Below are 22342 nucleotides of genomic sequence, written 5' to 3'. Positions count from 1 at the left end.
CTATGATAGGATAATTTTATAAAATCTGGTCAGGCTAATATAAAAAAGGCTTAAAAATAATTTGTTAATTACTTTTAAGCCTTATATAAAATTCTGTTTGTTTCTTAAATTTTACTTCACTAATACTAATTTTTTTACTGCAGTAAAATTATCCGCAGTCAATTTGTATATATAAATTCCTGAGGCCAGATTTGAGCCGTTGAATTCTACTGTATGATAGCCTGCTGTTAAATTTCCGTCTGCTAAAACTGAAACTTCCTTACCCGTGAGGTCATACACCTTCAGTGAAACGCGGGTATCATAGGGGACCTGGAAATCAATTTTTGAAACAGGGTTTGATGGATTCGGGTAATTCTGCGAAATCTCAAAATTTACCGGTTTGCCAATTACCAGCTCAGCGCTGTTTTGAGGCATAAAATATTCATAGTTCCCGTTCAGGTCAATTTGTTTGATCCTGTATTTGTAAACGCCGTCAATTAGTTTCCTGTCAGTGAATGTATATGAAGTCTGAGTATTAGTGTTTCCGCTGCCATTTACAAATCCAATTTTTTCCCATTGTGAATATGAACCGGTGCTTTCCTCTTTTTTGCTGCGCTCTACTTCAAAACCTTTATTGTTAATTTCTATCGAAGTTACCCAGCTTAAAACGGCATCTCTTTTAAAAGCAGAAGCTGTAAAAGATTCCATTGTAACAGGTAACGGGTTGCCGTTTGATGCACCGATTGAAAATGTATTGCCTGTTCCGCCTGTTCCTCCCAGGTCTGTTATGCTTAAGCCTGTTCTGTTAACTTCAGGCTTATCAGTTGAGCCTGTTGCGCTGATAAATGTACCGCCTGCCTTAGCATTATTTTTTACTATAGTTAGTCCGCTGAGATCAATTACACCCTCAAGGCCATCGGCTTCTATTTTCATAGATACTGTCCTTGATCCTAAATTCCAGTTATTTGATTGTGTAACGCTCCAGTACATGTTGCTTTTTTTATTTATCGTAAGTGTGCCGTCAGTAAACGGTGTAATTGATGTTGAACCGGGAATATCATTATGTGATACGGTTAACTTTCCCCCTGAAGTTATTGAGTTGTTTGAAAAAGCTATTGAAATCCCGCGGTCCTTAGTGCCTGAACCCATTGGAAAAGCGTAAGTGAAGGTCGTTGGAAGGCTGCTTTTACCGAACCACCTGCTGAATGAACCGCTGCCGGTGAAGAATCCGGATGAATATGATAAACTCCCCGGTTCTGTTGAGTTGGAACCAAGCGTAATAGTGTTTGTTCCAAGAGAAATATTTCCGCCATCCATTGTTAATACATTCCCTGAACCGTTTGAAAGCAGAATATCTGAGCTTCCTCCGGTTTCAGATAGCGAAATTCCTGCAGGATTTGTAACCTTCATGCTGTTGATCTGCAGGTCAATGCCGTTCATTCTGATTACCTGCTGGTTATTGCCGTTGAATACTAATTCAGCCAGATTTGAAAAACCGCTTGTAAGTGATGCAGCGGAGCTGAATGTTAAATTTCCGCCTAACTGGAACCTGAATTTTTCAGAACCGTTTACGTTTAACTTGGTATTTATGATCTCAAAGTTATTTTTTATAAGTATATCCGGTGAGCTGATATCGAAAAGATATGTATGTCCTCCTGCTGAATTAAGCAGAAGGTTCTCATATGTTACCTCTGCAGGCAGGTTGCTCATAGAGGATGTAAAATTATATTCTAAATAAGAAGAAGGGTAGAGCGTTCCGAAATCAGGGAAATTGGATGTTGACTGGCTTAAGTTAAGCTTAGAGCCCGGAAAAATATCCACAATTGCGTTAAGCTGGGCGCTGTTTATAGTTTTAAGGCTTACGTTTGAAGATTCAGTGCCGATCACAACCTTTGAGTTTGTTCCTGTGACAGCCCATAACTCACTGAAATTGATTGATGAAGGCTTTGTTATCATAAAATACTGGTAATCTGTTGTGAAATCTGAAGGATTTTTACCCGTACCATCCGGATTTGATGTCCAGCTTGTTATAGATGCAAAATTTCCGGTGCCTTTGTAATAATAGTATGATGATTTGCCTTTTTCTGAAACTTCCACATCGTCAATTGCGAATGATGGGAAGCTTCCAATTCCGCTGATCTCCCTTGAGACCCACCTGATCTGTACAACAGGCTGGTTACTGCATTCTGCAGGTAAGAACACTGAAAAAACTTTTCTGTTCTGTTCGGTAGTTGTTGTACCGGTTTGATTGGTTGTATTATTTATATAAACCCTGGAGTTAATGGATTTGAACTTTCCGCTTGTGCCTATTCTGTACTGAAGTTCAACACCGTTTATTCTTGTGTTTGTTGAACCGTTATATGGATTCCTGAGTGTCATAACAGCATATTCAACTACAACGTTTGAATTGCCTGTGGTTTTAACTGAAAGTACAAGTGAATATTCGCCGTCAGAAGCATTTAAGAATCCCAACTTGCTGCTGTAATTGTAGATCCCTTTTGTAGTGCTTGATGCATATCCCCTGGAAGTTAATGATGAGCTCGAGGAAGGAGCGGAAGTGTTAAAATTACCGTCTGAAAGGCTTGAAATTTTCCAGCCCTGCCATCCTGCCGGATATGTTGTGGAATTATGGCTTAGCGATGAAAAATTGCTGTAATAAGGCAATTCCTGCGCTGTTGGATTAGATTGTGAATAAGTTAATGTTTGGATGAATGAAAGTGTAAGAAGTGTGATTAATGCTAATACGTTTTTTTTGATCATTTAGTAAGTTGATTAATAGATAGATTTATAAGAATAATCTTTCTGCTATTTTTTCCCTACTAAATTTTAATGACATACAAAAATAGCTTGCCGTTGACAACTTTTTCAATCAGAGGCAAAAGGAGTTTTATAATTACTCTCCAAACTGATTTCATCATTCTTTAACGGGTGATATTTTGTATGGGTATCAGGTAACTGAAAACTTTAGTCTAAATAGTAAGGTTAGCCTTAAGTCAGTTATTTACAGCAATTAATGATTTTGTCATCCCCATATATTTTTCCTTTATAATTCTGCAATTTCTAAAATAACCCCGAAGCTCATTTTCCGTAAGCAGCTTGTTATAATTGAGGATTTCTTCAGCTTCGCTTTTAGTACTGCATTTTTTATACCAGCCCATATTGAAATTCTTCAATAGAAAAATTTTCAAAAATTTTGGCAAAAACTGGTAAAAAGGGAATAAAAAATGCGGTTCAAACGGAAAGTAATAATTCGGGGTTTGTACAAAATAATTTTTACCTGTTCGTATAATTTCATCAGCCATTTTTTGCCGGTTTTTATCCAGGGGGATGTGTTCAATAACAGAATTTGAAAAAACCACGTCAAATTCATTATCACTGAATTGCGAAAGGTCAGCGGCATCGCCGCGAGTATAAGTGAAATTATCCTTTTCGAAGTTTTTGGTAATATCCAGATTTAAAAGGGTTATGTTGTAATCTTTATTTCCCGCTTTCCCCATCTGCACCCAGAAATTTTCAGTTCCGCCTACATCAAGTATCTTTACCGGCCGGGGTAGCTCTTTTAGATGCTCTTCAAAATATTTGAATCTTTGCAGCCTGAATTTATTGGCCTTCGAACCCGGGTCAGTATTATCAAGTATTCTTTTGAACAATATTGAAATTTATTTTCCTCTTCGTATTAAAGAATTTACATTGATTATTGTTTCCCTGAGTTGAAATCATGACTCCCTGTGCGGGAATAATGTCGCCCTGAGCGGAAATCATGTCGCCCTGAGCGGAGTCGAAGGGCTGAACTAATTGATGTTTACATTTTCTGTTACTTCACTACAACCATTTTTTTAATATCACTGAATCTGCCTGATTCCAAACGGAATAAATAAACTCCGCTTGCGTAAGCTGAAGCATCCCATTTCACACTGTATTTTCCGGGTCTTAGCTCTTCATCTATCAGCTCTGATATAACCCTGCCTGTCAAATCGTAAATTATAAGCTTAGTGTTCGCATTTTCCGTGCTTGTGGGAATATCAAAATTAATTGTTGTTACCGGGTTAAACGGATTCGGGTAGTTATCATACAGCCTGAATGCTGACGGCACAATCCCGCTGATAGGTTCAATACCTATTATTTGTGTTGTAAACTTCCATGTAACGCTCCACGGACCGAAACCGCCGACATTAAAACCTCTCACACGCCAGTGATATACTGAGCTGCCCGAAAGCAATCCTGAGCGAACAACCATCTGTGATGCAGTTATAGTTGTATCAAGCAGTGTAGTATTAAAAAGCGAATCTGTTGAAAGCAGTACTTTGTACCCGGTTGTACCGAATACATCGTTCCAGTCAAGCGTTAAATTCAGTGGCTGGTTAACCGCGCCATTTGGCGGCGCAAGCAGCGTAGGCGCTGCTACCGGCGGTGAAATTACTGTTGTGAAATCAAATACCTGGGAATACGGACCCGTACCTGCATTATTAGATGCATTTACACGCCAGAAATACCGTGTATTATTATTCAGTATTCCGCCCGGTACATTGTATTGAGAAAATACAAGTCCCGAAGAATTAATCAGTGTAGTTGCAAAAGTTGAATCGGTAGAAAGCTGGATCCTGAATGATGCAGCATACTGTACGCTGTCCCAGTTCAATGTCGGTGTCGTAGAAATTTCTATTGCACCGTCGGGCGGGTCAACAAGCTGAGGCGCCACAGGAGGTATAAGTAATGTTGTAAATCTGAAGGGCTGTGCCCATGGACCCGTTCCGATCGGATTGGTTGTTCTAACCCGCCAGAAATATGTCTGTACATTTGTAAGCAAGCCGCTTCTTACTGTTACCTGTGAAATATTAAATCCGCTGGTATCCCACAATACTCCTGCAAAGGTTGAATCCTGTGAAACCTGCACCTGGTAAGAAGTTGCTGAAATATCCTCAACCCAGTCCAGCAGGGGAGTGAGGTTTACGCCTGTTGCAAAATTTACCGGCAGAAGTAATCCCGGTGCAGCAGGCATTCCAAGCACTGTCGTAAAATCATGCACTTCAGACCATTCACCAGTGCCGGCAATATTTGTGGCATTTACACGCCAGTAATACCTGAAGTTATTCTGTAGCTGCGGGCTTACTAAATTTAAAAATGATTGCGTTATGCCTGAAATAAATACTGCCGGGTTTGAGAACGATGTATCCAGCGAAGCCTGTAATGTATATGAAGCTGCAGGTGAAGTGCTGTCCCAGTCAAACAGCGGCGTCAGTGATACATTCGAAGCTCCGTCAACCGGTAATAACAATCCAGGGGCATTTGGTATTGCTACAATTGTTCTGAAATTAAAGCTGTAAGACCACGGTCCGATTCCTCCTGCGCTTTCACCCCTTACACGCCAGTAATAGCGTGTATTGTTCAGCAGCCTGTTAGGCGGTACGCTCATATTGCTGTTATCGATCAATGCAGAATCAAGTATCGGAGATGAGTACGATGAGTCTTCATCTATCTGTACCTGGTAAGTTTTGGCTGTTGTTATGGAATCCCAGTCAAGCAGGGCAGTAACGCTTACATTCACAGCGCCGTTAACCGGCGCGGTTAATACCGGCATTGTCGGTATCTCAAATCCGCCGTTTGATGTTTTTATGATATTACCCGCGGAGCCTGCAATAAAACCTGTATTGATATTAGCGAATGATACTCCGTTCCAGTCCTGCCCCGAAAGCGGGCTTACCTGTGAAACCCATGTGCTGCCGCCGTTAGTTGTGCGAATAATAAAATTACCGTTTGCGCTTCCTGTGCCGGTATTCGCATTCAGAAAGCTGAAATTGGTTATTCTGCCTGTAATTCCGCTTGTTAAATTGCTCCAAGTCGTGCCTCCGTTCGTTGTTTTTATAAGCTTTCCGCTTTCGCCCCCGGCATATACAACATCAGCATTTATAACTGCCAGCGCAAACAGGTGGTCTGTTATTCCTGTTGAAAGCAATAACCAGCTCGAGCCGCCATCTGTAGTTTTAAGCATCGTACCGTTATAACCTGAAACATATCCGGTTGATGCATCCGCGAATTTAATGTTATTCAGATTTTGCGTTGTGCCTGAGCTTAATACAGTCCACGCTGCGCCGCCGTTTGTGGTTTTATCCAGCGCGCCAACGCCTGAACAGGTGTAGCCTGTATTTGCATCCGTAAAAAAAATCCCGCGGTGCAGCCTGACCGGACCCCCGGGGTCAACCCAGGTATTGCCGCCATTAGTTGTTTTGTAAAAAACCGCGTCACCGCTTATATAACCGGTGCTGCTGTTAAGGAAATATATACCGTAAAGATTATCAGCAGGCACTGTCTGCGTTATCCAGTTCACTCCGCCGTTAGTTGTTCTGCGTATTGTACCTGAAAGCCCGATAGCCGTTCCCGTATTTGCATCAACAAAGAAAATATTTGTGAACGGCTGCGAGGTACCGCTTGATTGTGTGAACCACTGCGCCTGGGCGCATGCTGTTACCAGCAAAAGCTGGAATATTATAAATAAATTTTTCAATTATTTTAATATAGCTAATTTCTGGATCGATGTTTCGGTTTTGCCGCTGCCTTCCAGTATAAGTTTATACAGGTAAATTCCGTTTGCCATTGTTTCTCCATCGCCATCTTTGCCGTCCCAGTATATATGGTTAAATCCTACCCTGGCCTGGCCCTCAACATCCCTTACCAGCCTGCCGGCTACTGTGTATATCTTTATCAGGCATTTCTGGGGAGCTTCTGCCGCAAACAGGTCAAAAGTAAAATAAGTATCACCCTGCATCGGGTTCGGATAGTTGAACAGGTTCCTGACCGCGAAATCATAGCTTATGTAAACATTGTTTATGAGAGTATCTTTATTCCCGTCTTTATCTGCGCCGTAATACTGCAGCAGGTGAGTGCCTGCTGGTAGCTCAGGCTTATAAAGTACGCTTGTCTTCAGGCTGCCGTCATTAACAGCGGTGAAAGTAATTTCCGGGTTCTGCACGCCGGAAGTAAAATAATTTATCCTTCTGCCGTCAAGCCTGATAAATATGCCGGCTGTATCAGTGATTGAGTATTCAAGCTTGCTCTCATCGTAAAACCTGAAAAGTATTTCAGGTTTTGCGGGGATAAGATCCCCGTCAAGGATCTTGTTGCCGTTATATGTCACATCAATTGCCGGACCGGTTGAATCTCCCATTATAACAATTTCTGTGAATGCGAAATTATTGAACGGGTAATAATCGTTCTGATCGTTCAGCATAGATACTTCGAAGTTGATATCCAGTGTATCAATTGTTGATTGCGGATTTTTTAATCCCTGTGTATTAAATGTTACCTGTGAAAGGTAAACACTGTCCGGCATAAGGGGGGTGAATACTGTATCTGTCCTTAAGTTAATAAGCCCGTTATAAGCATTGGCTGTCCATTTATACACAACCGTGCCTGCCGGCACAAAGCCAATATTATAGTTATTAACACTGATATTTACCTGCGCGCCTTCATCAACAATTGAGTCGCTTCGTATAAAAGAATAATTATCCGGTATAATTTCTGCAGGCGGTGTATACTTAAAGTATAAAGACCTGAACTCCGGTGACTCTATTCCGCTTAATGTATCAATTTCTATATTGGCTTTAAGCCTTAGCTCAGGATAAATAAAGCTGTTAACCGTATCTATGGGCGTGAATGTGCTTGTGTTCAGGTTGGTAAATAGCGGAACCTGCGTACCCGCTGCATTTATTCCTGTTACATCAAAATTCACAAATGACCCGGCAGGAAGTGTCCTGTTCCATGAAAAATATTTCCAGCGGTGGGCCGGACCCATCGCGAAATCAATAGTGCCCAATGTGTTTAAAAAAGTAGAGCTTAAATTGGCAAAAGAAGGGCAGTAATTGTTCGGACATGAAGGATGCGGTCTCGCAAATCCCTCAGCGCCGGCTATAGGGGGAGAGTTGAGAACCCCTATAAACGCCCATGTATAAAACGCCGCAAATGTTGTAACTGAATCAACCATTGTGCTGCCGAATTGTTTGAATTTAAGCCTGCAGTTAAGACGTAAACTATCGGAATTGGGAGAATAAGATGAAACCGCAACCAATAAATAATGCGTGGTATCAAATGTGTTTAAGAAATTCAGAACTGAATCAGAAGACGTAGCCGAATTCATATAAAAATTACGGAACTCAATTAATTTTCCTGTCAGCCTTCTTGCTTTAATAATATTAAGTCCGGGATTACTTCCTCCGTCTATGAAAAGCTGGTATCCCGGCATGCTGAAGTATGAAGCTTCATTGCCGTTGTTACCGTGAGATTTAACCTGAAGCTGTCCCTGTGAATTGTTCAGCTTGAACCCGGAACCTGTATAATATAAGCCGTTATATGAATTTGCCGGGAACTGCCCAAACAATCTTGGGTAAAGTGTTACAATTGAATCACTGTTTATCATTTTACTTCCGGCAAGGCTTATTGCTGGATTATAAACAAACTTATTGGTCTCAGACCAGCCGGCTGAATCACCGTTTATTACAGCATTAGTTCTCCAGTAATACACAATATTTGAATCAGCTATTGGTATTCTGTATTTAACTTTATTGGCAACACCGCTGATATTGGTATTAGCATAATTCAGCAAAGGATTCCCGAATGCTGCCGTTGTATCAACCTGTAGAATTACTTTTACGCTGTTTGTTCTTAGATCAACCTGCGGATTTAATCCTACAAACTCAACTGAATCCTGGAATATCACTGAATTATTTATTGGCTTAAGCGGTGTGTATGAAATATTCCTAAGCGGAAGCGGGATCACCAGCACATTGTTTGATGGGTCCTCGTCAGGATACAGGTTGTTCGGGTCAAGTGTTGCCCGCAGTGAGTAATTACCGATCGTATCAATGCTGAATACGTAAGAGAGTGTATCGAAAATTTTGAATGAATTTATAATTGTATCTTTAGTTCTGAATGCATTCCCGTTCTTAAGTATTTCAAATTTCACAGGGCAGTTAATAGCGAAGAGTCCATAGTTTTTTGGAAAAATTTTCCATGTAACAACCTCACCCACTAGCGGGTATTGATTACTGATCCTGTAATCAGTCTGCCCGATAACAAATTCCGGACCCTCAGGCAATAACAGCTTCGAAGCAGGGTCGCCCAGCAGGTTATAGCTGTTTATCATATTGCGCACCTGGAAGTTGCCTGAATCCTGAACCATCCTGTTATTGGCATATTTTAAAAGCGTGCCAAGTCTTCTTAATGTATCCTGTGCAAATCCTGTAAATATGAACTTATTGATTTCATTGCCGGCGCCTGAAAATGACCAGCCCGTTGAACCCAGAAATCCAAGAGCGCCGCGGTTAGGCGCATAAAGGAATTTTTCACCGAACCCGCGCAAATTCGCTTCTGCGTTTTTACCTGTAAAGCATGTCATGCTCAGTACAAACGGCAGCCTGTTCCCGTTATTTAAAGTGAAAGGATCTTCAAGCCCTAGCTCCCAATCCTGGCTGGCTGCGTGACCGATAAAATTCACGAACAGCCCGCCGCGGTTTATTGCGTTTTTTATGGAATCAGCATAATTAAATGTAATATACCCTGCGGAATCATTCCTGTAAATTTTTTCCGTAATACCCGCAACGGGGTTGGGTAATATAAAATTATTTACAAACTCATTTGATTGTGTCTGGTACTGTATCTGCTCAATGCGGTTCGGACCCCCGGTTATCATATTGAAATTTTTCCACCATCTCTGCGGCGGTTCATTATCATATGCTATTATCTTATTCACAGCATCCTGCGCTTCCTGTGGAGTGTAAACAGGCAGCCTGCCAATTGCCGCTTCGTGGAAATATGTAAAGCCGTTCAGATTGAAATTTACAAAATACCCGTCACTCGGAGGGTTGCCGTAAACGGGAATAAAATTCCTGAAGTAATTTGGGGAAAGCCTGTTATTCTTTGGGTCAAGTGAACCCCTGCCAAGCAGCATTACATAACTTACTTTTGGCGCCTGCCAGGTATCATATACGTGCTTGATAAATCTGCGTATAGCTGCCGGACTTTCCATCCCGTAATTGAAAATATCTATGATATCATCTACCGGGGCTTTGAATGAACGGAAGTTATCCCTTACCTGTCTGTGTGAGCGGAGCTGCTCTGCCTGTGATTCAAACAGCCTGTTATAGATTACTAGATAATCTGCAGCGTTGGAAGGTGATACCAGGTTCTGAACCTGCCGCTGCTGTGACCTGAAGGGTCTTGTTGTTATTGATTGATTATATATTTCAAAGTCACCGTTCTGCTTACCGGTAAAAAATAATGTGTCTGAATCTGAACTGATATTGGTTATCTTTATATTGTTTTTAAGATCATATATTGAAAATGGTGAAGATGAATTAAAGCCAAGTACCCTGAAAAGCGCGCTTGATGTATCGGTGGAATTAAGTGTTATCCTGCAATGACCGTTCTGAAACCTGAACTGCTTCGGATAAGTTAGCTCGATAAGATCAAAATACAGGCTTGGGGTTACTTCAGGCATTGTGAAAGTAGGTGTGTAAGTAACTGTGACTGTATTCTGCGAGCTGTTAAACAAGGTGCTTTGGAAGCCAATGGTTGTATCGAACCTTGTGTAGTCATTGCGCGCAAGCGTGGTGATCGGGGTGGAATTCAGCGTTAATACAAGCTTATGCTCGTTAAATGATGTATCGCGTGAATTTGGAAACGCAAATACCCTGAACGTACAGCCCGCCGGCAGTGAGTTCAATAGCGGCAGTGAAAAATTCCTTGTGATTGTAAACCCGTTCTGCGCCGTAAGGTTCTTCCAGTACCAGCCTTCTCCTGAAATTTTTTCTGTGTTAAAGAACCTGAAATCCGAGTTGGCGTTAACAGTCAAACCAAGGCTGTAAACAGAATCAACTTCAAAATGTATCTTTTCAAATGAAAAGTTCTGCGGGTATTCATTTGTTACTGTATAAGCTGAAAGTGTATATCTTGAACCGAGTGTGCCGTCCCAGCCTATCCAGTAAACGCTTGTATCTGAATAAAGATCATAATACTCATCAGTTTGGTAATCAAATGTTGTTGGTCCGAAGCTGGCAAGGTAAGTAGTTGTTAAACCGCCGCTGTTTTTTCTTCCGTAAAAATCTATGTAATCATTGGCATCAAAAGAGCCATCCTGCTCACCTTCAAAATAAACAGGTATTTCGGAGCCTTTATAGTACAGCTTTACTGTTCTGGGGTCAATAATAGAAGTGTTAATGCCTGCCTGCGTAAATTCATTGCGGGTTACGCGGTAAATACCGTCTGAAGCAACATACATCTTCAGATATGTTTTATTTGGAGTTATCCAGTCATAATTCTGGCTAATAGCCTCTGAGCTGAACAACAGAAATAATGCTGCAAGTACGCTAAATTTCAGGGCATTCATGCCCTCAATTTACGCATTTTTAATATAATAATTCTATATAAAAATAAAGGGTTTCCTATGATATACCTGTTAAAGTACTTTAATGGCGAAGTGCTGAATCTGTAAAGCCATTCAAGCCCAAGTTTTCTTAATAAAACGGGACCCCTTTGTTTTATTCCGGCAAATACCCTGATACCTTCACCTGTACACATTATTACTTTTACATTGATCTTTCTGCTGTTTTCGAAAACCCATTTTTCCTGTAGCGGGGTGCCGAGCCCGATAATCAATATATCAGGCTTTGATGCATTAATATCTGTAATAAGCTTATTATTATCATAGTCATAGCCCTCCTGCATACCGCATATTTTCAGTTCTTTGTGGGTTAAGGGTATTTTTGAAAGCACATCGTCAGTGTGTCCGAAAAAAAACAGCTTATAATTATTTTTTATGGAGTTATTAATAAATACAGGGTAAAAGTCTGAGCCGGTAAATCTTGTTATCTTATAAGCACCCGGATACACAAAGTTTATTGCTGCTTTAATACCTGCACCGTCAGGGTGAATGAGATCAAATGAGCCGAGATATTCCTTTAGCCTGTGGTTTCTGAAAGATAAATTTATTGTATTAGCGTTGGCGTAACCGATTTTTAAGCTTTCACCTGTGCTTATTGCTTTGCTGATGAGTGAATTTAACCCACGGTAGTCAGTTATATTTATTTTGATACCGTTTATTTCAACAGGTTCATTCATCATTGTTTAACGCTTTATTAACGACCTGTAGAGATGATCAATACGAGGTACAATGAATTCCTGTGTATAATTGTTAAGAACATCTTCATGCAGGTTTACTGCGCAGTTTTCAGCAAGCTTTTTATTACCCCTGAAAAGAAGTATCTTTTCTGCCAGCTCTTTTTCATCGCCTGCTTTAAAAAGGAGGCCGTTTACCCTGTCTTTTATCAACTCACCAATGCCATCAACATTCGCGCCGATAAAAGGTACCCTGTGCATACCCGCCTGAAGCATAAAATTCGGGAATGGGTCACGGGTTGAAGGCAGTACGCAAAGATCTGCTACTAAGAAATACTGCAGCAGGTTTTTCTGGGGGACTATAATTTCAACATTAAGATTATTCTTCGCAATATACCTTCTGTAGTCAATATCATTATTACCTTCGCCAACAAGTATTAGGCCTATGCGCTCCTTTTTCAGAATGTTCAGCGCTTTGAGCAGTGTTTCAAAATCCTTGTCATTATGAAATCTGCCGATAGCAAGAATTATAAAAAATTTCCCGTGGTCGCGCATTCTTGGTGAAATAATCTCAAGCTCATGTATCTCATCGGTATCTGTAAAATTATTTATAACGCTTATTTTATCCCGGTCAATGCTGAACTTATCAAGCAGCATGTCCTTAACGGAATTACTTACAGCAATAATTTTATCTGAGCGGTATTCAATATTATATTTCCGCTTAACAATGCTTAATGAAGTAAATACAGATGCGGTTTTTTTCTTTTTAATTCTCTTTAATGCCTGCAGCGCCAGCACTTCTGCAAGCCTGTGATGTGTGTGGACTATATCAATATCATTTTCTGCAATGATATCCTTTATTGCAGAAATATTGCCTGCAATTGTTAACGGATTTTTTGACTTAAGCCCTTTTAGAATTTTATAGGTGATGCCTTTTTCTTCAAGCCTTTCAAGCGAGTCACCGCCATTTGTAATTACCGTTACTTTGTGCTTTTTGCCAAGGTATTTGGCAAGCAGGTAAACGTAATAAGACCTGCCGCAGGCGTAGTTGAAATCAGGAGTAATATGCAGTATGTTGAACTTCATTTTTATCAATATATCTTTCTGAAACCAAGCTCTTCTCCCAGGTAACAAGATATCTTATCCGAAAGGATTTTAAGAGTTAGCTTTATTGGCTTATCAACAGTATTGAATTCCGTGAATTCAACGGATATATCGCTGTTCTTAAAGCCTGTACGTATCCTTTCGCTGTTATAGCCTTCAATGTAAAAGAACTGTTTCGGGGCAATTGCTTTTATTTCGAATTCAGCGGGTGAAATTTCCCTGCATTCCAGTTTAGCGCCTATGGAGCTTTCCTGGAATGCCGCTGTCTGTATCACATCATTTATTGTATCTTTTATAACAAATTTCTTTTCCTTCCAGAATCCGTATGCGCCTGTCATCTTATCGAACATAAATGTCTGTTTGAATCTTCCCGGGTTACCTATCAATACTATCTTCTTCCCCGGCTCTATTGGAGTAGTTATGAGCTTTCCCACATTTATTTTTGCTTTTTCATATGATGTTACCCAGTCACTAACAGTACCGGCTGACCATATACACCAGAATATTACTGCTGCTGAAAAAGAGAGCCTCAATATATTGCGGTTCAGCTTTATGCTTAATCTTTTCTGTTCGCTGTATATATAAAGCACGAAGACAGTTAGTATTACGAATGGCAGCAATATCATCTGCGGCCTTATATAGCCAACAATTGCATAGGGAGTTATAAGTACGAAAAAGAAAGCAGTAAGCTGTCCAACTATTCTATATATATCAGTTCTTACTGATTTCCATATCAAATAAAATCCTGAACCGTAAAGTATAAGCAGGTACAGGATTATTAGCTTATTATCATTTCTAAGCTGGAAGTTTATTGTGATAAAATCAAGCGGAATAGAAAGCGCAATTAATGCGCGGGCGTAAACTCCCGGTGCATTGCTCAAAGGGAAAGACTGGTATAAAGTTGCTATTTCAGTTACATTATTGCCCAGTACAGCGATCCTGAAAATAAAATAAACAACAAGTAGACCAAATGATGTTATAACCAATGGCATTGTTTTTTTAAGCCCTGTAATTCCTTTCCTGAAATACTCAGTTAACAGCAGGACTAATGGCAGGGTAATGGCAAGCTCCTTGGTTAACAGTGCAAGTATAAATGTAATTACAGAAAGTATAAAAAATGAACGTTTGCCTGAATCACTGTAAAGCAAAAAAAGCAAAATTGAAATTACATAAAAGAAACAGCAGATAAGATCAACTCTTGCAGCCATCCAGCAAATATTGTTTATGTTATTTGGATATAAGAGTATTGCAGCTGAACATACCAGCGAAACTGATGCTCTTTTTGTAAGGTAAAATAATGTTAAGCCTGCGGTAAATGCTATGAAAAGCAGCAGTAGCAGGTTCTGTATCCTGAACCATATAAAATTATCAGGCGCAAAACCGAAAAGTGTGCTTAAGCTTACGCTTTTTTCAAGTGATAAATAATAAAACGGCCTGATGTGAAACGCGTTGGTGAAGGGGAGGGTACCTGTCAGCTTCTGGTAAAAAGTTGAATTAATGGCATCGTAGATGTTCATGTAATCATCTGATAAGAGCCCGATGCTGAAAAATCCGAATACATAAAGCATTGCTGTATAAACAGCGTATAAGCCTAATGAATAAAAAATGAATTTTCCGGATTCTTTCAAGTTATTTAAGTAATGAATTCAGCTCTTTTTGATATTCTGACTTGATGGTAAAAATGCCTTTTATCCTGTACTTTAAATGTGAATTTATAAACTTAAAGAAATATTTATCAGGTAAAAATGTAGTAAGATATGCTGCCGTATTCTTAAGCGAAAACGAGTTTTTAAAATATCCCCGGGCTTCATATCTTGACCCGTAAAAATAATTAAGCCATGCAGCCACCGAAGCCCAGTAAAAATGGTCTCCCTTTGATTTTGAATCCACCATTTTACGGAATGCATCCGTATGCATCCTGTTCAGAATGTTTTCACGGTTTCCTGTTAATGTGCGGGAATCACTCCGCAGCCTTGTGTAAACAAGGAATTCCGGAACCAGCGCGAAACGCACCTTATCCCTCAGCCTGTACATCAGTTCGTAATCTTCGTTGCAGTCAAGCGTTTCATCGAACCTGTGTTCTGCAAAGATACTTTTTTTAAAAATCATTGCTGATTGGTTTACCGGGTTATGAAGATTCAGATATGTATGTATATCATTATGATCAACTGGCTCTTTCAGCAGAAAAAGTATCTTTGCTGGATCTTTAAAATAAACTGACCATGATGAAAGTATATCGGTTTCCGGGTTTTCGTTTAAGAATGCTATTTCTTTTTCAAGCCTTACAGCAGTATTAAGGTCATCAGCATCAATTCTTGCTATCCATTCATTCCTGCATAAGCTTATGCCGTAATTCATAGCTGCTGAAGTGCCCTTATGCTCTGTTTTTTTGTAGACTATTCTGCTATCGCTTATTCTAGATACAATTTCTTCAGTATTATCAGTCGAGCCGTCATCTATAATTATGAATTCAAAATTTTTGAATGACTGCCTGAGGATACTGTTTATTGACTGCCTTATATACTTGCCGCAATTATAAGCAGGCATAAGCACCGATATTTCCCTTATTTCTTTAAACATTCAGTATAAAGTAATATATGCTTTGATATCATTTCATCTATTGAAAACTCTGTTTTAATTTTATTGTACAGATTACCTGCTGCAGGCTGGTAATCTTTATAGCCGGTAATTACCTTCTTCAGCAGTTCTGATAATTCTTCGGGACTATCGCTTTTGTAGATCAGGCTGTTTACTCCATTTTGCAATACATCATCATGCCCGTTAAAATCAGAGCTGATAACCAGCGTGTTTGATGCTCCGGCTTCAGTAATTATTGCCGGGAAACCTTCGGCCTCAGAACAGGTTGGATTTACCAGGACATGAATATTTTTTAGGTAACTGTACATATCTGTTACTTTGCCCGGAAACTTTATCCTTCCGCCTGCTGCTTCATTTAATTTTTTTAATTTTTCTTCAAGCTCGCCTTCGCCCGCAATTATAAATTCTGCATTTTTATGTATTTCTTCCGGCAGCAGGCTGACGGCCTTGATAAATATATCAAGTCCTTTGCCGTAAGTAAACCTTGAAGCCGCAAGTACTCTGATAATATCTCCTTCATTTTTTACCTGCAGCTTATCTGGAGATGGTATTCCGCAGCGGATAAAAGTGATATTTCTTTCTGCTGCAATTTTATTTTTTAACAGATGGTCATTAATATGTCCGTTTATAGCAATGTATCTATCCGCATTAAAATGTTTAAGCCTGCCGGTATCTGCAAGCAGGCCGTGGTTTGTCTGTATCGTGGTTATTCCCGTCAGCCTGGAGGCCCTTTTGGCAATGGCTGCGCCGTAATGATAGTGCGAATGGATTACATCTATTTTATTCTGCCTGATAAATTTTACCAGGAAGTTTATAGATGAAATGAACCCTGAAAATGTCCTGGTTAAATGCAGGAATCTTTCATCTGTAATTATATTTACGTTTATATCGCTGAACCTGTTTACACCATTGCCGCCGCCGCAGATGATCCATAAATTAACTTTACGTGTGCCTGTTAATCCGCGTGATAAATGCAGTAAATGGTTTGTTACACCGCATGTATACCTAAGCTCATTGGCTAAGAGCAGGATATTCATTTAACACACTCCCTGTATAGCTTTAAATACCTGCTGAATATTTTATCTATCCTGAATGCTTCTGCTGTTTCTTTTGCTTTTTGGGTTAACGATATTATTTCATCTGAATTCATCGAAGAAATCCTGTCTAATATTTCTCCAAGCATTGAAGTATCACCGTAAGCTATCTTAAAGCCGTTTACGCCGTTGTTAATATATGCTGATATCCCTGTTTCATTTGTTATTATCGGGATTAACCCTGAAGCCATTGCTTCTGCAGTTGAAATTGAAAATGTTTCATAGCTGTTTAAAGATAAAAATACATTTTTATCTGCATAAAATTCAGCCAGCTTATCCTGCGGCATCATTACATGCACATATAATTTGGGAAATATTCCTCTCTGAAAACCTGTTAACTCATTTGTCAATAAATATATATCTATATTGCTTTTAAGCAGATTTATAGTGCCCAGCAGCATCTCATACCCGCTTTTGTTCAGGCTGTTCTTGTAATGTATAACTGCCTTTATTGGCTGCGATTCGGAATTAATTTTAGCTATATCGTAAAACAATCCACCGGCAATGTTGGGAATGATAACCGTTTTATCCTCAGGTAATTTATAATATTTACCAGCAGTATTTTTTGCTTCCTCCGAAGGAAATATTATTTTATCTGAGTACCTGATAAAAATCCTTTCGCAAAAATTATCCTTGTATATTTTTCTTCCGCGTAGCTTTTTTATTACAGTGTTTTCAAATTTTATTATTCCGTGTGAGCTGTATATTACGGTTGTTTTAAATACCAGCCTGTATAAATACAAAATAACGGCAAATCGTTCATAATTTAATAAATGTATAATTTCAGGCCTGTATGATACCAAAAAAGGAATTATTCTGAAAATCCCGAGTGTAAATACTTTACCTCTGCCATATTCAGTGGTCTGTTTTCCGAACAGTTTTTTAAACAATGAAAATTTCCTGCCGTCAAAAAAATATTGTAAAAAAACTGCACTATGATTTGATGCATATTCATCAAATATATCTTTTGAGGTCCGTTCAGGACCAGAAAGTATTTTCTCTTCTGAATACCTGCCAGCAAAGAGTATTTTCACATTATCTTCTTTTCTTCTCATACCGTTCTATCAGACCCTTTAAGCCAAGCCTGTGTTTCAGGAAATTTTTAATTCTGAAGAACCGGCCGTATTTATTCGTATACTTTATCCTGCTGTTTGAGATCAGCACAACACTGAATTCCCTTGATTCCGCGTCATAAAATGTTTTAATTTTATAGTATTTATATTTTGTAAAATCGTTGTTGTACCATATACTGCGGTGAGCTTCAAACGGATTATCAGGTGTGCCTTCCTGCGGCCAGAATTTTCCGATCGGAACATTTACCAGCACATACCGGCTCTTTGTCAGAGCGTCTTCAAGCATCTTTATGCCGGCAGGCTTATCCAAATGCTCTATAACATCGCCAAAGTTTATCAGGTCATACCTGTTCCTGGTTGATTCAATGAATGATGCTGCATCTTCAATAAAAATATTATTATAAAAGTAGTGGTGGTAATCTTTGATATAGCCGGGGTAAATTTCAACTGCATCTATTTTTCGCTGCCAATTGCCGCCATACCTGGCTCCGTCCCAGATCTCAAGAAATTCCCTGAATAAAATTCCCCACCTGCCGAATCCGGCACCCACATCCAGTATTGATTGCGGGTCAAGCTTTCTTATCAGCTCAATATTATATGATATATTCTGCCAGTTTGATGTGCCCATTTATTGCTTAAGTTCTCATGCCTTTTTTGCTTCAAGCGCTTTTAAAATTTTTACCAGGAAAACCCATTCCGTAACAAGTATAAAATATTCCGTAATGATTGATATTACTGCCGCAGCTTTAATCCCGTAAACAGGAATAAAAAGTATATTAAGCGATGCATTCATTATTAAAGCGTATAAAGTAATATACATTACAGCTTTAAAATATCCCATGCCGTTTAAAATAACACCTGTCAGGTTGTTTAATCCCATTGCTATCAGTGCAATAGAAAGTATCCTTAATACTGATGCTGAATCTGTAAACCTGCCGCTGTAAAGCAGCCCGATAATATATTCGGGGAATATAAAAAGTATAACAGAACATATTATGCAAATAACGGCTATAAGCTTCGCATGCTCCTTAAAGAATGCTCTGACCGGCCCCGGATCCCTTTTCATTTCTGCAATTTTGGTAAAGCCGCTTACTAGCAGAAATGAAAAAGCAATTGATGATGATTTAAATAAACCATAAGCAATGCTGTAAACTGCCGCTGAATCATAATCTGTTATCCCGGAGATCAGCAGCAGGTCGATTTTATCATAAAGGAAATTGAAAACAACTGCTAAGCCAAGCGGAAGAGAAACGGCAATTATTTTTAAAACTGAATTTAACTGAAAATATGAAAGTGATATTCTTACATTATTCCTGTAAAGATAAAAAACTGCAAGCAGCAGGTTTACAATTATACCCCCAAGCATAATTGTAAACAACAGTGAAGCGCTTAGCTCAAAATAGTAAATTCCCGCAAAAAAAATTATTAATACTGCTGCTCTTGGTAAAATAAAAGCAGTGAATTGCGACCTGTATTCATTTAAACCGGCTAAAGCTTTATTCGATATTGTCACAAGGAATGAAATATACATCATAACAGAAATTACTGAAAATAATGTGTAAGGAATATCTGGGTAGATGATCTTCAGTGTTAGCAGGCTTGCTGAATAGTATATCAGAATTAATATACTACCCAGGGTGAAAACCCTGCTGAATACAGCAGAGACGTTTAAGGGTGATTCAGCTATTTCACGCTGTATGAATATCGGGAGCCCAAGATCGAAAATAGATATAAATACCATACTTAATGCTATCAGTGTAACTATCTGCCCGTAAACTTCCGCCGGAAAATTCCTCGCAAGCAGCAGCATGATCACAAATGAAAAAACCTTATCAGTAACATTCAGCAGAAAAATATATTTGCTGCCGGAAATTAAACCTCTATATTTCTTTATATTTATAGCCAATATTTAAAATTAACGATGTTTTAGCTATTTAGAAATGATATTAGGTTTCTTAAAAGGATTCGGAGTATTTTAAAAAACTGTTGATTTTTCTGAATTAATAATTTCCGATTTTATAGTTGAAAAACCATTATAAATACCTTAAATTAAAACAAATTATCTTAGATATGAAAAAAATAATATTGCTGTTGTTATTGGCTGTTTCAAACCCGGTTTTATCCGATGGTTCCGGCTGGCTTGATCTGGGCGGCGGAACAAGCTCATCTGTGAAAGCTTTATGCAGCTACCAGGGTATCCTTTTTGCCGGGGGTACTTTTATAAATGCGGGTAATGTACCCGCAAGCAGGCTTGCTGTGTGGAACGGAATTTTATGGAGCGATGTTGGCGGCGGTCTGAACGGCGAAGTTTCATCACTCGTTGTTTTTAATAATGAGCTTATTGCTGCAGGTACTTTCACATTAGCCGGCGGCTCGGTTACAGTATCCAATATTGCCAAATGGAACGGCAGTTCATGGTCTGCCCTCAGTTCAGGTACTGGCGGACCGGTTTATGCATTAGTTGTATTTAATAATGAGCTTATTGCTGCAGGCTCATTTACAACAGCAGGAGGCAATAACTGCAATAATATTGCCAGGTGGAATGGATCAACATGGCAGCCGATGGGCTCCGGATTTAATTCATTTGCCCGTGCTTTAACTATTCATAATAACCAGCTCATAGCAGGGGGATTTTTCACTGCATCTGGCGCAGTGACTGTTAATCGTATAGCTCTGTGGAACGGTTCTGCATGGCAGCCATTAGGCGATGGATTCAACAACCAGCTGTATTCGCTGGCTTCTAACGGTATTGAGCTTTATGCAGGCGGCAATTTTACCCAATCAGGAAGCATTTCTTTAAACAGAATAGCAAAATGGAACGGCTCTGCCTGGCAGCCCCTTGGCAGCGGTCTGGATGGCATAGTCAATTCACTTTATTTTAACAACGGCTTGCTATATGCCGGCGGAAGTTTTTCTAATTCCGGCTCTTCTGCCTTAAGCAAAATTGCATGGTGGGATGGAAATACCTGGTATCCATCAGGACAGGGATTCAATAATCCAGTGCTTGCTTTTTTAAAGATAGGAACTAATTTTTATTGTGCAGGTGATTTTAATGTTTCCGGTAATGAGCAGATAAAATATATCGCCGTTAGTGATACAAGCTCCAGGGTTTGGTCTCAGATAGAAAATGGTTTTGATAATTCTGTACTTGCTTCTATATTATATAACGGTTCATTGGTGGCTGCAGGCAGTTTTACTGCTGCCGGAATAGATTCAGCAAAACATATTGCTATATATAACGGTTCTTCATGGCAGCCATTGGGTTCTGGAATGAATGACGATATTTACGCTCTCACTGTTTTTAATTCAGAGCTTATTGCAGCCGGTAATTTTACATCAGCAGGCGGTGTACCTGCAAACCATATAGCCAAATGGAACGGCTCTGCATGGGTACCTTTGGGCAGCGGTATGAATAATTTTATAAACTCTTTGATAGTTTATAACGGAGAGCTTTATGCAGGGGGAGCTTTTACAACTGCCGGAGGCAGCGGTGCAAACCGCATTGCCAAATGGAACGGCTCTTCATGGGCTCCGCTTGGCGCCGGGGTAAACAATGTTGTGACTTCAATGGCTGTATTCAATAATGAGCTTATCGCCGGCGGTACGTTTTCAACAGCAGGCGGCAATACAGCATTAAGGATAGCAAAATGGAACGGCTCGGTTTGGTCAACTCTCGGCAGCGGCATGAACAGCGCGGTATTTTCATTGGCTGTATACAACGGAGAGCTTATTGCCGGCGGTACTTTTTCTTCTGCCGGCGGCACAGTTTCAGACAGGATATCTAAATGGAACGGCACAGTTTGGAGCTCATTTAACAATCATACTTTCGGAGGCAGCTCACCTGTGGTGAATACTATTCATATTTACAATAATTCACTTTACATCGGGGGCTTTTTCACTTCTATAAATAATGCATCGATCAGAAATATTGCCAGGTGGAACGGTACAGGCTGGAGCCCGACAGGCAATATGAACAGCGCAGTATATACATTGAATACATATAATTCTGATCTTATTGCAGGCGGTTCTTTTACTTCAGGCGGCGGCAATGCTGTTAGTTATATCGGGAAATACAGCGTCAAGGTTATCGGTATCTCTCAGGTTTCACTAAATGTACCTTCCGGCTTTTCGTTAAAGCAGAATTATCCCAACCCGTTCAATCCTTCAACTGTAATTGAATTTGATATACCGGAGTATTCTGATGTTTCCCTGGAAATTTACGACCTGCTCGGGAGGTTGGTTTTAAAGCCGGTGAATGAAAATATGGGTCCCGGAACTTACCGTTATAAATGGAATGCATCATCTTATTCCAGCGGAATCTATATTTATGTATTAAAAAATAAAACCAATATTTTATCAGGAAAAATGATCTTAATTAAATAAATATTG

13 protein-coding genes are annotated in these 22342 nt (G+C 39.6%); 1 reads left to right on the top strand and 12 read right to left on the bottom strand.

The genetic code is table 11. The features are described 5' to 3' along the window. Nucleotides 1-111: 111 nt before the first annotated feature. The 12 genes from J0M37_14275 to J0M37_14220 all read right to left on the bottom strand — a co-directional run bounded on the left by J0M37_14275 (nucleotide 112) and on the right by J0M37_14220 (nucleotide 19859). On the bottom strand, nucleotides 112-2739 hold the full coding sequence (locus J0M37_14275; GenBank protein ID MBN8586253.1) for a T9SS type A sorting domain-containing protein: 2628 nt from the start codon (nucleotides 2737-2739) through the stop codon (nucleotides 112-114). Between the two features lie 233 nt (nucleotides 2740-2972). Beyond that, complete coding sequence (locus J0M37_14270; GenBank protein MBN8586252.1) at nucleotides 2973-3629, bottom strand: class I SAM-dependent methyltransferase; 657 nt, start codon at nucleotides 3627-3629, stop codon at nucleotides 2973-2975. Nucleotides 3630-3793: 164 nt separating this feature from the next. Continuing rightward, a complete protein-coding gene (locus J0M37_14265) occupies nucleotides 3794-6481 on the bottom strand; it encodes a T9SS type A sorting domain-containing protein (protein MBN8586251.1) in 2688 nt (895 codons plus the stop codon). Then, nucleotides 6482-11356, bottom strand: coding sequence for a hypothetical protein (locus tag J0M37_14260; protein ID MBN8586250.1), 4875 nt, complete (start codon nucleotides 11354-11356; stop codon nucleotides 6482-6484). After that, complete coding sequence (locus J0M37_14255; protein ID MBN8586249.1) at nucleotides 11353-12090, bottom strand: WecB/TagA/CpsF family glycosyltransferase; 738 nt, start codon at nucleotides 12088-12090, stop codon at nucleotides 11353-11355. The genes J0M37_14260 and J0M37_14255 overlap by 4 nt, the downstream gene beginning before the upstream one ends. A gap of 3 nt (nucleotides 12091-12093) precedes the next feature. Beyond that, nucleotides 12094-13170: a glycosyltransferase family 4 protein gene (locus tag J0M37_14250; protein ID MBN8586248.1), complete on the bottom strand. Its 1077-nt coding sequence runs from the start codon at nucleotides 13168-13170 to the stop codon at nucleotides 12094-12096. A gap of 5 nt (nucleotides 13171-13175) precedes the next feature. Continuing rightward, nucleotides 13176-14816: a hypothetical protein gene (locus J0M37_14245; GenBank protein MBN8586247.1), complete on the bottom strand. Its 1641-nt coding sequence runs from the start codon at nucleotides 14814-14816 to the stop codon at nucleotides 13176-13178. 1 nt (nucleotide 14817) lies between these two features. Beyond that, the gene (locus tag J0M37_14240; protein MBN8586246.1) at nucleotides 14818-15768 is read right to left on the bottom strand and encodes a glycosyltransferase; all 951 of its coding nucleotides are present in this window, start codon (nucleotides 15766-15768) and stop codon (nucleotides 14818-14820) included. Continuing rightward, nucleotides 15753-16823 carry a glycosyltransferase family 4 protein gene (locus tag J0M37_14235; protein MBN8586245.1) on the bottom strand — a complete coding sequence of 357 codons (1071 nt, stop codon included), beginning with the start codon at nucleotides 16821-16823 and terminating at the stop codon, nucleotides 15753-15755. Before J0M37_14235 ends, J0M37_14240 begins: the two co-directional genes overlap by 16 nt. Then, a complete protein-coding gene (locus J0M37_14230; protein ID MBN8586244.1) occupies nucleotides 16820-17935 on the bottom strand; it encodes a glycosyltransferase family 4 protein in 1116 nt (371 codons plus the stop codon). The genes J0M37_14235 and J0M37_14230 overlap by 4 nt, the downstream gene beginning before the upstream one ends. Further along, complete coding sequence (locus J0M37_14225) at nucleotides 17916-18581, bottom strand: class I SAM-dependent methyltransferase (protein ID MBN8586243.1); 666 nt, start codon at nucleotides 18579-18581, stop codon at nucleotides 17916-17918. The genes J0M37_14230 and J0M37_14225 overlap by 20 nt, the downstream gene beginning before the upstream one ends. A gap of 15 nt (nucleotides 18582-18596) precedes the next feature. Continuing rightward, nucleotides 18597-19859, bottom strand: a complete 1263-nt coding sequence (locus J0M37_14220) for a polysaccharide biosynthesis C-terminal domain-containing protein (GenBank protein ID MBN8586242.1) — start codon at nucleotides 19857-19859, stop codon at nucleotides 18597-18599. Between the two features lie 164 nt (nucleotides 19860-20023). On the opposite strand from J0M37_14220, the gene J0M37_14215 reads away from it, so the two are divergent. Further along, nucleotides 20024-22336, top strand: a complete 2313-nt coding sequence (locus tag J0M37_14215) for a T9SS type A sorting domain-containing protein (protein ID MBN8586241.1) — start codon at nucleotides 20024-20026, stop codon at nucleotides 22334-22336. Nucleotides 22337-22342: the final 6 nt, after the last annotated feature.

The organism is Ignavibacteria bacterium, assembly GCA_017303675.1.
GTDB lineage: Bacteria > Bacteroidota > Ignavibacteria > Tepidaquicellales > OLB5 > OLB5.
Note: the sequence above shows the minus strand (reverse complement) of the source record. Positions and strands in the feature narration are given on the sequence as shown.